Raw genomic sequence first — 15,573 nt, forward strand, 5'->3', positions numbered from 1 at the left:
GTTAGTAACGTAGTAATCATCTGAAAATAAACGTATTACTGTTTTCGGATGAATTCGTTTTTGAACAAAGCGTATTATCCAGCTAATTTGCGGCCATTCGCTGTTTCATTGACTAATCTGTTTTTAACATGAAAGCATACGTATTTCCTGGTCAGGGTTCACAATTTCGCGGTATGGGACTGGACCTCTACCAGAACTCAGAGACCGCCCGCCGATTGTTTGACCAGGCTAACGAAGTACTGGGTTATAACTTGACCACCATTATGTTTGAAGGCTCAGACGAAGACCTCAAACAAACCATTTATACTCAACCCGCTGTTTTTTTGCACGGAGTTGCCATGGCTTTATCGGCAGAATCGTTTGCTACTGATATGGTTGCGGGCCACTCACTGGGAGAACTGTCGGCACTGACGGCAGCGGGCGTACTTTCTTTTGAAGATGGATTACGTCTGGCGTCGGTACGTGCCACAGCCATGCAGCGTGCCTGTGAACTAGTAGCATCGACTATGGCTGCCGTGCTCAATCTGCCCGATGACGTTATCGAGAGAATCTGCGCAGAAATTACTGAAGAGGTTGTAGTACCAGCCAACTACAACTGCCCCGGTCAGGTTGTGATTTCGGGTAGTGTACTCGGTATTCAGTTGGCAGAAGAGAAATTAAAGGCGGCTGGTGCCAAACGGGTGCTTCAACTGGCGGTCGGAGGAGCGTTTCATTCGCCCTTCATGGAGCCAGCACGTACCGAGTTTGCCGAAGCGGTAGAATTAATGCCATTCAAGGCTCCCCGCTGCCCAGTCTATCAGAATGTAAATGCGCAACCCGTAACCGATCCTACACAACTCAAGGCCAATCTCATTGCCCAATTGACTTCGCCCGTTCGCTGGACACAATCGGTCGAGCGTATGATAGCCGATGGTGCCACCGAATTTTTGGAATGCGGACCGGGTAAAGTATTGCAGGGGCTTATTAAAAAGATAAATCCATCTATTTCGGTCGCGGGTATCTAGGTTTTGCCAGCGTAGTAAGGACCATATAAAGCGTTGGTATACGAAATCGCTATTTTTTTTCAGAACTGCGTTTGCTTTTGACGCCTGTTACCTGTTATCTTTGCACTCGCAAACGCGGATAGCCCGATAGTATAAGGGTAGTACGACAGATTTTGGTTCTGTTTGTCTAGGTTCGAATCCTGGTCGGGCTACATAAAAGTTTATAGGGGTTAATTGTTTTTAGAGCAAAATGCTGCTTTACAGACAGTTAACCCCTTTTTCTTTTCTAAGCTTTACAGCTTTTGATAAAGCTTAGAAAAGGTTCTCCGTCACCAGTATCGTTTTTATTGTAGTTTTGGTAAGCAACGACCAGAACCGACTATGAAAACGATTACCGACCGAGATATCAAGTTTTTACTTAAGGATCCCAAGTCTGAACGGTCGACGTTGATCAACCTGGTATATCGGTACCATAATAATCGGCTTCATATTTCGACTGGACTAACCATTGAACCCTATCAGTAGGATGCTGCCCGGCAACGCGCTCATACGGATCCGCGCGTGATTCGTAACCGACGCGATCGAGAAACCAACGAAACGATTAATGCTCATCTGGAGCGTCACCGATCTGCTCTGTTGAAGGTGCTTCATTCGCTCCAGCTGGCGCAGGTGCCCTTGAATAATGAGATTATACGTGAGCATCTGGATAATGCATTAGGATGAGCAAAAAAGGCAACTGCGAATACATCAAAACCTACGACCCTTCTGGTTTACATTTTACAATTCACCGATGAGGTTAAAACCGGGAAACGGCTCAACAACAAATCCCACCGGTACGTACCTCTGACGATCAAAGGCTTTTCCCGACTTATTAGTACGCTGGAGAAATTCAGCCGGGAAACGGGTCAGCGGGTTGATTTTGCCGATATAACGATTGAGGTGTATCACCGATTGAAATCATGGATGACCGAACGAGGCTTGACGCTGAATTACGTGGGCACACTCCTCTAATTATTAAAATTTATGCTCCGACAGTCCCACTCGTAAAGACTCCATACCAACACCGTTTTTCAACACCGGGATTTTATGTACCTGACCGAAGAGGTCGATATCGTTTACCTGACCAGTGACGAACTGGGCTAGCTGTATACACTTGACCTGACTGGCTAAGATCGGCTCGACTGTGTTCGGGATTTGTTTTTGATTGGCTGCTACACCGGCCTACGGTTTTCAGACTTCTCCGAGCTTCATCCCGAAAACATTACCCATAACGGCCAGATATTGACCCATAAAACGCAAAAAACCGCTGAGCGAGTTTCTATGCCTGTAAATCGGAACGTACTGGCTATTCTACGTAAATATGAAGGTATTCCTCCCCGGACGATTAGCAATCAGAAAATGAATGATTACCTGAAGGAAATCTGCAAACGAGCTGGTTTTACGGAACGTGTTGAGGTTGCCCGAACGAAAGGAGGTATGCGCCAAACCCGAGTTCTGGAGAAATGGGAGTTGGTCACGACCCACACCGCCCGGCGCTCATTTGCAACGAATGCGTTCCTGGCCGGAGTGCCGCCCGTATCAATCATGAAGATAACCGGACACAAGTCGGAATCTGTTTTCCTGAAGTACATTAAGGTTTCATCTGAGCAGAACACATTACTACTTCTAAGCCACACTCACTTTCAGTAATTCCGTTATTTGACATCCTCCAGAAAAGCCTTCCAATATTAAGTAGAGAAAATCGGACAATTGTAATATCTTGAACAACCAGATAATTGTCATAAATAAAACGAAGTTCACCGAAGCACAAGCGGGTGGCAGGAGCCATCGTCTTTGCTCTTAAACAATCTGAAACTGGAGTGGCCTTGGCCGAAGTACGTCGCAAAATGGGCATCAGCGAGGCTACCTATTACAATCGGAACCGCGACGGCGGACCGTAAAAAGACGGCGGATTGGGTGTTGCCGAGCTCCGACGATTACCTAATCCAGTAATCACTTTATGAATCTTGGTTTGGTCAAAGCCGGGCGGGTGGTTTCCTCGGCTCATCGGGTCGGGTGGTTCCTCGACCTTTTTACTTTACAAGTGTTTTTATAAACTCAAGTAATGTTTGAATTTGAGACATTGATTATTGAGATAACAATTTGAGATAGCCCTAATATGATCTATCATAGTTATACCCAGAACTGATACCTGCCTTGAAAAATGGGCGTTTGGTGAACCTGCTTTGAACGCTACCACCCTTACTTGCTTCAGTTTTTTCTAGCCGCAACCCGTTTGTCTGGCTTCACCGAGTTTGACGGTGGGCAAGAAAAAAAACAACCTTTGTGGCCTCCAATGCCAAAGTTGAGACAGGATTGATAGAATTTGAGACGATTTTGATAGTCCAGTTGATGCTGCTCCACGAACTTTGGCCCACAAAACGCGATGTTGTCAATTTCCACAATCAATAAATTAGTGAGACTAGTTTTTGCTATATAAATAACTATTCATTCATTAAGCCTTTCTTGGGTGCAGGGAGGGCTACCGCCTACGGGCAGACTTAACATCAGACCAGGAACTCAAGCCCTGGTTGCCGGGGCTAGCCAATACCTGATTCTTTTTTTCGTTCAATCCATCTTCGTTTTTATGATCTCTTTTCTACCCTTCATTTCTCCTCATCAGCCGACAGCCTATGGTCGCTTCCAAAGCCTTTGGCTAGTCTGTCTACTACTCAGCGGGCTGCTGCTTTCGGCCAACACCGGGGCCCAGTCCATTCGCTATGTACGGGCCGGCGCCAGCGGCACGGGCACTAGCTGGGACGACGCCAGTGGTGACCTGCAAGCCATGATTAACGAAACAGGCGTCCAGCAGGTCTGGGTAGCCCAGGGTACCTACAAGCCCGGACCAGCAGGCAACACCGATCGGGATATCAGCTTTTCGATGAAGAACGGGGTAGGTATCTACGGCGGCTTTGCCCCCACAGGCACGCCCAGCAGCTTAAGGGATCGTAATCCGGCTAATTTCACGACCCTACTCAGTGGGGACATTGGCATTCAAAACGATAAGAGTGATAATAGCTACCACGTGATTAATAACCCCTCCGAACTGACCTATACAGCGGTGCTGGATGGGTTTGTCATTACCGCTGGCAACGCCGATGGGGTTGATGCTAACCGAGGTAATGGGGGCGGGATGTACAGCTCTCGTAGCAGTCCGTTACTGACCAATTGCTCGTTTGTGAGCAACTCAGCAACTAATGGCGGGGGAATGTATATCATATTTAGTGGTCAATTTGGCGAAGGTACTCTGCTCATCAACTGCTCGTTTGTAAACAATTTTGCCCGAACTAGGGGTGGAGGATTGTATAGCGAAGGTAATGGTCCTAGATTGCTCAACTGCTCACTGGGGTACAATGCGACGCAATTCGAGGACTCTGGCGCGGGGATATACTGCGCCTACAGCAATCCGGCACTGTACAACTGCGTCGTGTTTGGCAATGGCGGGACTAACACATTTGTAGCAGATCATTTATATGTGAAGCCAACCGTCCTAACTTCTTTACTGGAGGCAGGGGTGACTAACTACCAAGATGATGGCGGTAACCTGACCACGTCCACTTCCCCCTTTGTCTCAAACACGGATCTGGGATTGAATGTGAATGCCTGTTCGCCGGCCCTCAACGGCGGCAATAACGGAGCCTACGCCTACCTCAACGGCCCCGCCACCGACCTGGCGGGTAACCCTCGCCTGTTCAATAACGGCGTGATCGATCTGGGAGCCTATGAGTATCAGGGGCTACCGATAGGAGGTCTAACATGAGTACGCTGAGCGCTACCACCAGCCTGACGGTCAATGCCCCGGCCAGTGCCACCATTGCCTATGCAGGCTCTCCCTTCCTGACTAGTAGTGTACCGGTCGATGTAAACCTGTCGGGTACTACTGGGGGCAGCTACACCGCCAGCCCATCGGGCCTGAGCCTCGATGCCAGCACCGGCCAAATTACCCCCGCCAACAGCAATCCGGGAACCTACACCGTGGCATACACGGTGGCCGCTAGTGGCGGATGCCCCCCCCTTTACCACCAGCACGACCCTGGACATGCAGGCCCCTCCACCCCCCAGCTTGACAGCCACCCCTGGCAGCAGTTGTCTGGGTAATCCCGTTCACTTTACCTATAAGGTAGCTAACATTAGCTTCGCTGGAGCAGGGAGCGTTACTTACCGATTAACCAACGGCACCGACCAACTTATAGGCGCTGTAAACGTGCAAGCGGGCGATACCGAGCTCAGGATTGAGGCAGACTTGACTCCGACTGTGTTGGGATCACAGACCTTTACAATGTCAACTATAGTGTTTGGGATAGAATTTGCAGCCGCTTCGACCAGCCTGACGGTCAATGCCCCGCCCACGGCTGCGATCCTCACCCCAGCCAGCACAACCCTGACCTGTAGCAGCCCCAGTCTAGCCTTGACCGCAACCGGGGGAGATACCTACCGGTGGGAGGATAACTCCACCGATGCCCTCCGCACTGTCACCACCTCTGGTACCTACTCGGTAACGGTTAGCTCAGCCAGTGGTTGCACCGCTACGGCCTCCCAGCTTATTGGCAGCAATACGGCAGCCCCCACGGTCAGCATTCTGGCGCCCGCCAGCACTACGTTGAGTTGTAGTAGCCCCAGTCTCAGTCTAACTGCTATTGGTGGAGGCACGTATCGGTGGGAAGACAACTCGGCCAGTGCCGTGCGAACGGTGAGCAGTTCGGGGACTTATTCCGTGACCGTGACCTCGGCCACTGGCTGCACGGCCACCGCGTCGCTTCAGGTGTTCCAGGACAATCTGACACCCACCCTGAGCATTTCGCCAGCGAGTGCTACGTTGAGTTGCGCTACGTCGTCGGTGAGTTTAAGTGCTGTGGGCAGTGGTACGTATCGATGGAGCACGGGAGAAACCACCCCTGCGATCTCGGCCACGGCTGGGGCCCCTTATTCGCTCACGCTGACTGGGACAAACGGCTGCACAGCCACGGCCACCGCTCAGGTGAGTCAGGATAACGCCCCGCCGACGGTGAGCATCACACCAGCCAGTGCTACGTTGAGTTGCGCTACGGCCTCAGTGAGTCTATCGGCGGTTGGTAGTGGCACGTATCGCTGGAGTACAGGGGCCACTACGTCTTCCATCAGTGCGACCCTGGCCACCATGTATTCGGTGACGCTGACAAGTGCGAACGGCTGCACGGCCACGGCTTCGGCGCAGGTCGTCCAGGATAACGCAGTGCCCACAGTAACGATCACCGCCACGCCTTCGCTGACTATCGGTCCCGGCCAGAGTGCAACCCTGACCGCTAGTGGGGCCACTACGTATGGGTGGAACAACGGAGCCAATACAAGCGTTATCGTGGTCAATACCGGTGGTACCTACTCGGTCACAGGCACCAGTGGAAACGGCTGTTCGGCTACGGCCTCGGTGGTGGTGAGCCAGACGGCTCCTTTTGCGATTGCCAGCGTGATCGCCAATACGTGTCAGCAGATTAGCTACAATCGGTACGTGATCAGCTTTACACCCGTCTACGCCGGCACCAATGGCCAGCCCATCAGCTTCTCGGTCGTCAATGAGGTCTTCCCCACCACGGCTCCAGGGCCTTACACCCTCCAGCTCTATACCGATAACCCCACCATCACCCTCAAAGCCCAGCAGGGCGGCACACCCGGCGAGGTGACGTATGTCTATAACTGGCTGGCGGCCTGTAGCTCGCCCCAACCCAACACGCCCCCCAGAGTGAATCAGCCCCTGACCGATCAGATCGCCCGAGTGGGTGAAGGCTTCGGCTACACCCTGCCCCAGTTCACTTTCACCGATAACGAGTCCCCCCAAAGCCTGCTGCTCACCGTGAGTGGTTTGCCAGCCGGACTGAGTTTCACACCACCCTTCCAGATCGGAGGGGTAGCGGGCGTAACCGGCGTCAGCACCGTCACCGTAACGGCCACCGATCCCCAGGGGCTGAGCGTGAGTACCAGCTTCCGGCTGACGGTCGTCGAGCCTAACGCTACTAACACCCCACCCACGCTGGCCCATCCCATCCCGGCTCAGGTCGGTATTCAGGGACAACCCTTTACGCTGAACGTAGCTAACACCTTCAGTGATGCCCAGACGCCTAATGCCCTCCTCCTAACGGCAAACGGATTGCCGGCTGGCTTGAATCTGGTGGGTACCCTTATCTCGGGTACGCCTTCGGTAACGGGCACCTCGACGGTTTCCCTGACGGCGCTCGATCCGGGTGGACTGAGTGCGACCACCAGCTTTGTGCTGACCATCCAGCCCGCATCGGTGACAGCCAGTGGCCCCTTCGCCATCACAGGCGTGAGCCCGATTACCTGTACCCAAGTGGCCAACAATCGCTACGAGATCAGCTTTACGCCCCGCTACGCGGGCCTCAATGGGCAGGCAATCTAACTTCTGGGTAGTCAACGAGTTAGTGCCCACCACGGCACCGGGCCCCTATTCCCTGCAGCTCTACAATGACAACCCCACGATTGTGCTCAAAGCGCGCCAGGAGGGCAGTCCAGGGGAGGCTAGTTTCACCTACAACTGGCTGGCGAGTTGTGGCACTCCACCCCAACCCAATACGGCTCCCCGGGTCAATATTCCGCTGACTGATCAGACGGCCCGGGTGGGTCAGGGGTTTGGCTACACCATCCCCCTGATCACCTTTACCGACAACGAGACGCCCCAAAGTCTGGTGCTCACGGTGAGTGGTTTACCAACTGCATGAACTTCAGTCCACCGGCTCAGATTGGGGGCGTACCGAGTGTAAGCGGGGTGAGTATAGTAACCGTGACAGCCACTGACCCGGGCGGATTGTTTGTCAGCACCACCTTCTCGCTGAGTGTTCTGCCAGCCAACGCGTCCAGCGGTTTTGCCATCACCGGAGTGCAGACCATCAGTTGTGTCACGGTGAGTGGTGGTCGTCGTTGGGTCAGTTTCATCCCGCAGTACAGCGGCACCGATGGCAGTCCGGTGAGCTTCTCGGTGGTCAATGAGTTGTTGCCCACGACGGCGTCTGGCCCCTACAGTCTGACCTTGTACACGGATAACCCCACCCTGCGGCTCAGAGCCCAGCAGGGTGGTTCACAGGCCAGTTATGACTATAACTGGTTAGGGGCTTGTAGTGCACCTGCTCGCCAAGGCATAGCTGAGCCTGGCACGGGATTACAAGTACGGGTGTTGGGCAATCCCGTGCGGGGTTCACACGTGGAGGTCGAAGTCCGGGGTGTAACGGGTCAATCCCTGAGCGCCCAGTTAATAGATCTACAAGGGCATCGGCTAGGCGTTGAGCGGATCGAGCGAGCAGGAAATCCGGAGCGATTGAGCTTACCGATTGATGGGTGGGTGGGCGTGTTGTTGCTGGAGATACGCACAGCGACAGAACGTCAGGTAATCCGACTTGTTCAGCCATAGTGCAAAACTGGTTTGTCCTCACATCAGCCAGATCAGGGATGGTCTGGCTGATTGTGCTTTTGTAGATGGCCTTAAAATGCATCTTCAAAAATTCTCACAAATTCCTTCTTTCAATGTACACTCATAACGAGTTTGCAAATGGATGGGATAAAAACAGTAGGCGATCAATCCCAATAAGATGTGCGAAAGTGCATTATAAGGGTTGCGATGACGAGTGTGATCAATATCAAACACACTCATCAACAAGTCATTGGCCGACTCGATCAAGGCTTGCTTGCGTAACCTGAGCTTGTGACTCAACGGGTGCTCCGCTTGATCAGCGAACGACTATAAAACCGGCTGGCTGGCCCGAATAGCCTTCATTTGACGTAGCACACTATTCGGTCAATAGTGCCGTTGTTTTGCGAAATTTGCGGAATAGATGGCCGTAGATTGTTCGTTCATCAGTAATTATATCGGCTTTCCCACTCAGACCAATACGTAACAGTTTTTCCAACTGACTGGCGTTGGTTAGCCGAATCTGTACGTTAAATAAACCTTTCTCATCCGGTGTCAATGATACGTTGCTAACTTCGCCGTAGGCAGGACCCCATTCATAGACCGGAAACGCATCGACTTTGAAAACCGCCGACTGCCCCACCTGGATTTTGCCAATCTGACCGGAAGTCACCTGCGTATGAGCGTATAGTGGCGCTTCCTCGTAAATCAGTTTGAGCAGGGTTGTGCTGGCGGCTACTTCTTTTTCACCCTCGAACACAAATGATACAATGCTGTTTCGATTTGCTTTAAGAACTAAATGATTATTCTTCGTCAGTTCGAAATTGCCGTAAATCCCCCTGATTTTCTGTTGGGCGGCCTCTTTTGCTGTTTTTAGCCGGTTGCCTTCCAGTTGTAGATCCGTACTATTTTTCGCCAGTTGCTTTTCCTGAGCTTTGATGTCCAGCTCCAGCGAGATGATCTGGCGATTGAGCGTACCTATATTATCGAGGTACGTTTGATACGCTACGTCGTAGGCGCTTTTCGCCCGAAGTTGGTTGGCTTCGCTCTGATTCAGGTCGTTTTTACTAATGTCGCCTGACTTATAAAGTCCCTGATTTGCTACGTGAATGCGTGCCGCTTCTTTGCTTTCGTACGTCAATTTGGTCGATTCAGAAGCCCACTTCTGCTCCAGAACGCCCTTTTGCTCATTTTTCAGGCGGATTTCTTCCCGATTTCGCTCAATCGTTACGTTAATAATTCCCTGTTCGCTGGCCGCTGATTTAGTGCGATACTGCTGAAAGCCCGCGATGTTCATGTGTGCCGACGCCAGTTCGTGCGTGAGGGCCGCAATGTCGGGGGCACTGAGTTCGAGCAATACGTCACCAGCTTCGACGTGCTGGCCATTTTTAACGTACTGTCGCTCTATATAAACTGCCGAAGGAAAGCGATAAATATCCTCCGCCCGTTCGGATTTAAAGACAAACGATACCGGAATCGTATCGGGTAATACGATAACGTAGCCTAACGTAAGTCCGACGGCTACCAAAAGTACCGTCCACCAGCCCAGCCGACGTAACGCAGAAAGTCGCAAATCGGCAATGGGCGCATCATCAATGTGATAGAGATCGGTATACTGAACTTCCTGAAGATCGTGAAGAGTCGTGTTCATAATATATATGATGTATGATATATAATGTATTGCTGACGCCGGATGGACATATATCCTATATCATACAAAGTTTAGTAGTCAATGTAGGTTTTCATAAACTGATGGTAAATGCCTTCTTTCGCCAGCAACTCGGTGTGATTTCCCTGCTCGGCGATGGTGCCCTCGTCGAAGACCAGAATTCGGTCAACGGCTTTGAGTGTGTGCAGTCGGTGCGCAATCGAGATGATCGTTTTGTCCGGAAAGCGTTCGTAGATGTTCTCCAGAATCCGCTTTTCGGTTTCTACGTCGAGGGCGCTGCTGGCTTCATCCAGAATAATTACATCTGGCTCGGGACTGCTGGCAAACAGGCGGGCAAAGCCAATCTTGAGCACCTGTCCACCCGATAAATTGCTGCCAAAGTTGCCCACCATCTGATTGTAGCCCAGGTGATTACCTTTGACAAAGTTGTGCAGATCGGCCAGCCGCGCGGCTTCCACAATCTGCTCCGTTGTGGCTGAGAGATTCGCGCAACGTATATTTTCCTTGATCGTATCGTTGAATACATAGGTATCCTGCGGAAACAGATACACGTGGTTACGTAGCACTTTTGGGTGAATCTCACGAAGTTCCAGGCCATCGTAACGTATCGTTCCTTCATAATCCGGATAAAGATTCACGAGCATCTTCACGAAGGTGGATTTGCCCGCGCCGTTACGTCCTACGATGCCGATACGTTCGCCTTTTCGGATTTCGCAGTTGACGTTACGTAGCTGGTATCGCTCGTCGCGCTGGTTGTAGCGGAATGATACGTTATCGAAGCGAATTACTTTCGTCGAAAAACTGCTGGTTTTCTGCTGATAGTCAGCCTCTTCGCGATCCTCCAGAAAAATCTCATTCACTTTATCGAAACTTACGCTCACCTGCGTTACCATCATCCAGAGGGCGCTCACGCTGTTGACCGCATTCATGACCGTCATAAAAATCGTCGTAAAGGCCATGTACTGCCCGATGCTCAGGCTGCCGGTAAATACCTGATAAGCGCCTACCCAGAAAATAGCTACCTGGCTGAAAATGAAGATGAACCGCTGCATCGAATTGATCAGGATCTGCTTCTGTTCATCGCGCATAACCGAATTGATCGACTCACGGTGAATCTGTTTCCAACGTACCAGTTTGTACTTTTCAAGCGAGAGCAGTTTTACGGTTTTAATGCCCAGCAACGTATCCATAAAACCACCCAACGAAGCCTGATTTTTGTGATAGACTTTGGCCCGCAAACTTTTCACAATTGGAATAAAATAGACCGTCGTGATGGTGTACGACACAAAGCAAGCCAACGCGATACCGCCCAATGCCGTGTTGAACCAGAACAGAATCGGGAAGTAAATCAGCATGAAGAAAATGTCCAGAAACTGCTGAATAATAATTGGATTGGTAAACTGTCGAATCCCAACGCCTTCCTGAAACCGCGCCATAAATTCTTCGCGCTTGCGGCTGTCGTAGTATTTCTGTTTGAGGGAAATGAACCGGTCGAAAAACTTGGTCATGAAGTCCATTTCAAACCGAAACCGGTAATGAACCAGCAGCATCGAGCGCGTATAGGTCAGTACAACCTGAATGACAAACACCAGTATCAATCCCGCCAGAATACCAATCAGCAGCTTTCGGTTCTGGTTGACCAGTACGTTGTCGAGCATGGTTTGCGTGAAAAGGGGTAGTACGAGGCCGACCAGTTCGAGCAGGAGTGAGAACAGGAAAATCTCGCCCAACACACCTTTGTTTTCCCGAATAATGGGCAAATAAAGCTGCTGGAAAATGGTCTTTTTGTCTTTCTTTTGTTGGGCGACAGCTTCTTCCAGTTCGGCGTTTTGGTAGAATTGTTCAGTGGGTTTCAGTTCGAGCACGACACCACTCCACTTATTGGTAAACTCGTCTTTGCTGTAGCGGGTCTTGCCAAAAGCGGGGTCGGCGACACGGACATACGTATCAGTAGCCTCGTAAACCACCACAAAATGCTGGCCTTCGTAATGCGCAACACAAGGCAACTGAATCTTAGGGAGATAGTCGTAATCCAGTTCGTAGCCTTCGGCCTTCATATCGAAGTTTTCGGCCACTTCCATCAACGTATACAGACTGGCTCCTTCCTGCGAAATATCCGACAGTTTGGTGAGTAGATGTTTGGCTTCCGACACACCATAATGCTTGAAAATCATGGCGAGGCAAGTCGGGCCGCAGTCCATCATGGCACCCTGCTCGATGTGCGGAAACCGGTCAATAAGGCTGTATGGGCTCATCTTGCCGCCTATAACCGTTTTGAGGAGGTTTTTCATGGTGTGGAGCGGTTAGCAGGTTTGGACTACGTTAGTTACCGACTGTTTAGCCAGCACAGTACGTCCGTAAACAGCCCGATAGTGCTTGTGCAGATGATAGTAGAGCGAATACTCGACAAACCGCTGCCGACTGCGGAACAACCGATTGACAGTCATGTGAATCAGGCTACTAAGCAAATTTTCCAGCGACATGCTTAACGCGCCCTGCTCTTGCAGCGACTGGATGTAGTCGATCATGGGCTGCACCTGCTCGCTACGTTGGTGGCAGATGTCGTACAGAAACTCATGTTCGGTGTTGGCTTCGTTCAGCAGTTCGTCAATTGCCGGTTCAATGGCTTTGTAGCGCGCGTCCAGTTGCTTTTTCTGCGTAGCATTATAGCCAAATTCCTTGCCGAAATAGTGCGATTGTTGCTCGGTAAAAGCAATACGTTGCTTCCAGTCGAAACCAGCCTGATCGAGTAAATCGTGCATGAGTTTCATGCCAAACCGCCAGCGGCATTCTTCGCCTTCGGCTCCTTCAATCATACTCAGGAAGTTCAGAATCGACTGGCTGTCAGCATGGAAAAAACTTTCGATTGTATCAATGGAATGGCGACCGTATCGTTCCAGTTCGCGATTGTACGTATCGTTGACGATGGACGTAACCGTCTTATTTTGCAGAAAGGGAGCCAACGCTTCGTGTACTTCGTGGATAACGTCGCCGATCCGGTCGGGCTTGGTAAAATGCCAGCGGAAGCGGAAATGGTGGTGTGGATCGCCGTAGCGGATAAAGAAAAATTTATCGACCCAGCCAGCCGCTTTAAATCGCTCCGTGATCGGATTGAGCACCTCAGTCAGCAAATAATCGGCCGTTTTGATGCCCGTATAGACTTTATAATACAACCACTCCGAACCAAGTGAAAATTTACGCGCTACGTTATCCGTAACCGGCTGAGGCTTAGGAGTCGACGTATTGGGCACTGCTACGTCGGCTGTGTTGTTGAAGGCCACCACAAACTGATTGGTGTGCCATCCCGCCGACGACTGAACCACCGACGTATCGGAACGGTGCAGAAATTCCTTGATCGTGAATTTGTCAAGGGATTTAATTTCGTTCATGAACGTTTCGGCCAACCACTGATTTTCCAGATCGACGTAGAGTTCGTTATCGAAATTAACCAGCGATACGTAGCGCGGAATCCGGTACTGAGTTCGCCACTGAGCGAGTGCTTCGCGCAGGAGTGGCCAATTGTTCTGCTTGAACGTAGTGACCAGGGATTTCACGTGCGTATCCCGAAAATGCCACTGCGCTTCCGACAAAATCAGGTTGTCGAGCGTGATACGTGGGTTGAATACAAACAGATGACTATAGGCGCCACCAACGTAGCAGATGACCCGCTGTTCGTGTTGCGCTTGGATGTCGCAGAGAAAATGATACGTATCAAGCGAATCCAGATTGGCGTAGTTGTGGGCATTCGACAGGCGGGGCGCAACGAGTTTATTGTGCGTTTTCGACCGCAATCGAATCCGATTTCCCCGAACACTGATCATCAGATCATTAACAGGAATTTCGTGCTCTTTATCGACGGATGCCTTACCCAGAAACGGAATCTGATAATCTTTCAACGCAGGGCGGATAATCACGTTGCCGGTGCGGGCTTCGGGAAGGTGAACAATGTCGGCAAAAATGACATCCGGGCGGGCCTGATCTTCGGTCTGGCTGATCTCACGTAGTAACTGGAGAACCGATGGATCCGTATGCCCAAACCGGCCCAGAAAATACGTACCCGTTACGCCCCCGAAGCTTTCGAGAATGATTTTTTCCCGACCTTCTTCCCGAATCACCGAAAATAACGCGGTGTTGGTCAGGGGCAACGTTGCCTGTACGGGCTCGAATTGCCGCAGATCGTCTTCGGTAATCTCGATTTGATACGTGCCACTGAGTTGCGCATCCGCCAGTTTTCGCAGCAAAAAATGATGCTCTTTGGGAATCGTGACGTTCTGTGATTCGGGTGTCGAAGCAAACCGGGAAATACCGTCGAGTAGGGGCGAGGCATCTGATTTTTGACCGCCCGCCGGATAGCCGACCCCGATTTCGGGGTCTAGGGCTATCATCAGCGGGACTTCCTCCTCCTCATATTTTTCGAAGAATTTATCCCTGAACGTATCGAGTGTTTCGTGACCGGTTGGCGTCAATTTCAGTAATGATGGAATCTTGGCCATCAATTTATTCAGCAATCCTTTGTTCAATTGCCCTTCTGTTTCAGGTAGATACGTATCAATCTGAAACAGGACCTTACGGTCGAAAGGCGTTGGCAACTGGCTTAGTTTCTCCTCAATTGCCGTAAATTTTTCCGTAGACGTATCGTCGGTGCTTTCCTCTACATTGGCGAGTCCAACTGCTACGTCCCGAAGTAGGTTCAATACGTCCTGAACCTCTTCCGATGGATGCCGGGTATGAATTGCGGCTAAGGCATCGATAAGCTGGAACAGGAAATTATCGCCAGTAAGTGCAGGTTCCAGCTCACTGACCAGCAGTTGAGCGGCCAGCATGGCTTCGATAAAGCCGTCGGCTTCCTCTTCGGAAATCTCGTCAGAAATCAACGTAGCGGCCAGCTCATGAACTGTTGCGCCCGTATTGGCTCGTTCTAAAACGGTCTCTAAATACGCACTAAAATCGGCACTACTTAGCTGATGCACCCGCGATCCGAATTCATTATACCGATACTCTACGTACCGGTACTGCTCATTGATTTGATAGAGGCTGTTATTCGGAAAAAACCGCAGAAAGGAACGTATCGCTCCGTGTTTTTCTAAATCCTGGGCCAGTGCACACAGGTAGTTCATGTCGAGCCGAATCACTTTTCGTATGCGAACGGTGGGGTCTATACGTACCGACGTAGCACTATTGGTAATGGGCAATGTGGAGAAACCACCAAACAAGCCGAACGGAGTGCAACGAGTACCGTAGCGCGACAGATATTTAATCAGCGAGTAAACTACGCGCTTATTTTTTTCGTCGGGCAGGCGGCTGGTATCCAGTTTGATGGCCTCGTCGTAGAGAGCAGGCGAAGCGATGTAGAGGGCTTCCAGAAACTGGGGTTGTTGAATGAGCTGCGTCAGTCTGGTCCAGTCAATATCCTGGATTATAGCGTGCGGAGCGATAGGCACACGCACAAAAGCGGTTGAGAATGCGGAGGTAGTCATGGAGGAGGATTG

13 protein-coding genes, 1 tRNA gene and 1 pseudogene are annotated in these 15,573 nt (G+C 51.0%); 10 read left to right on the forward strand and 5 right to left on the reverse strand.

Annotated elements, in window-relative coordinates:
• Nucleotides 1-128: 128 nt before the first annotated feature.
• The 4 genes from fabD (at nt 129) to IC229_RS35895 (ending at nt 1,706) form a co-directional block, all read left to right on the forward strand.
• A complete protein-coding gene (gene fabD / locus IC229_RS02685; protein ID WP_190885386.1) occupies nt 129-1,004 on the forward strand; it encodes an ACP S-malonyltransferase in 876 nt (291 codons plus the stop codon).
• A gap of 120 nt (nt 1,005-1,124) precedes the next feature.
• Nucleotides 1,125-1,195, forward strand: a tRNA-Gln gene (locus IC229_RS02690).
• 169 nt (nt 1,196-1,364) lie between these two features.
• Complete coding sequence (locus tag IC229_RS35890; RefSeq protein WP_317171505.1) at nt 1,365-1,508, forward strand: hypothetical protein; 144 nt, start codon at nt 1,365-1,367, stop codon at nt 1,506-1,508.
• Between the two features lie 36 nt (nt 1,509-1,544).
• Nucleotides 1,545-1,706 (forward strand): hypothetical protein, encoded by a 162-nt coding sequence (locus IC229_RS35895; protein ID WP_317171506.1) that lies wholly within the window; start codon nt 1,545-1,547, stop codon nt 1,704-1,706.
• A gap of 54 nt (nt 1,707-1,760) precedes the next feature.
• Here the strand turns inward: IC229_RS35895 and IC229_RS36040 are convergent, their stop codons facing one another.
• On the reverse strand, nt 1,761-1,931 hold the full coding sequence (locus IC229_RS36040; protein ID WP_394355916.1) for a hypothetical protein: 171 nt from the start codon (nt 1,929-1,931) through the stop codon (nt 1,761-1,763).
• 252 nt (nt 1,932-2,183) lie between these two features.
• Between IC229_RS36040 and IC229_RS35905 the strand changes: the two genes are divergently transcribed.
• From IC229_RS35905 to IC229_RS02720, 6 genes are all read left to right on the forward strand, one after another.
• A complete protein-coding gene (locus IC229_RS35905; RefSeq protein WP_317171507.1) occupies nt 2,184-2,672 on the forward strand; it encodes a site-specific integrase in 489 nt (162 codons plus the stop codon).
• A 937-nt stretch (nt 2,673-3,609) separates the two neighbouring features.
• Complete coding sequence (locus IC229_RS02700) at nt 3,610-4,782, forward strand: choice-of-anchor Q domain-containing protein (RefSeq protein WP_190885387.1); 1,173 nt, start codon at nt 3,610-3,612, stop codon at nt 4,780-4,782.
• The gene (locus IC229_RS02705; protein ID WP_190885388.1) at nt 4,779-5,120 is read left to right on the forward strand and encodes a putative Ig domain-containing protein; all 342 of its coding nucleotides are present in this window, start codon (nt 4,779-4,781) and stop codon (nt 5,118-5,120) included. The genes IC229_RS02700 and IC229_RS02705 overlap by 4 nt, the downstream gene beginning before the upstream one ends.
• A complete protein-coding gene (locus IC229_RS02710; RefSeq protein WP_190885389.1) occupies nt 5,086-7,413 on the forward strand; it encodes a putative Ig domain-containing protein in 2,328 nt (775 codons plus the stop codon). The genes IC229_RS02705 and IC229_RS02710 overlap by 35 nt, the downstream gene beginning before the upstream one ends.
• Nucleotides 7,397-7,732, forward strand: a complete 336-nt coding sequence (locus tag IC229_RS02715; protein ID WP_190885390.1) for a hypothetical protein — start codon at nt 7,397-7,399, stop codon at nt 7,730-7,732. The genes IC229_RS02710 and IC229_RS02715 overlap by 17 nt, the downstream gene beginning before the upstream one ends.
• Nucleotides 7,729-8,418: a hypothetical protein gene (locus IC229_RS02720; RefSeq protein ID WP_190885391.1), complete on the forward strand. Its 690-nt coding sequence runs from the start codon at nt 7,729-7,731 to the stop codon at nt 8,416-8,418. The genes IC229_RS02715 and IC229_RS02720 overlap by 4 nt, the downstream gene beginning before the upstream one ends.
• 84 nt (nt 8,419-8,502) lie before the next feature.
• On the opposite strand, the pseudogene IC229_RS36275 reads toward IC229_RS02720, so the two are convergent.
• From IC229_RS36275 to IC229_RS02735, 4 genes and pseudogenes are all read right to left on the reverse strand, one after another.
• Nucleotides 8,503-8,718, reverse strand: a pseudogene (locus tag IC229_RS36275) (hypothetical protein); the annotation flags it as partial.
• Between the two features lie 76 nt (nt 8,719-8,794).
• Nucleotides 8,795-10,066, reverse strand: a complete 1,272-nt coding sequence (locus IC229_RS02725) for an HlyD family secretion protein (protein ID WP_190885392.1) — start codon at nt 10,064-10,066, stop codon at nt 8,795-8,797.
• Between the two features lie 71 nt (nt 10,067-10,137).
• Nucleotides 10,138-12,375 carry a peptidase domain-containing ABC transporter gene (locus tag IC229_RS02730; RefSeq protein ID WP_190885393.1) on the reverse strand — a complete coding sequence of 746 codons (2,238 nt, stop codon included), beginning with the start codon at nt 12,373-12,375 and terminating at the stop codon, nt 10,138-10,140.
• A 12-nt stretch (nt 12,376-12,387) separates the two neighbouring features.
• On the reverse strand, nt 12,388-15,561 hold the full coding sequence (locus IC229_RS02735; protein WP_190885394.1) for a lantibiotic dehydratase: 3,174 nt from the start codon (nt 15,559-15,561) through the stop codon (nt 12,388-12,390).
• Between the last annotated feature and the right edge of the window lie 12 nt (nt 15,562-15,573).

Origin of the sequence: Spirosoma profusum (assembly GCF_014699005.1) — a bacterium.
Taxonomy (GTDB): domain Bacteria; phylum Bacteroidota; class Bacteroidia; order Cytophagales; family Spirosomataceae; genus Spirosoma; species Spirosoma profusum.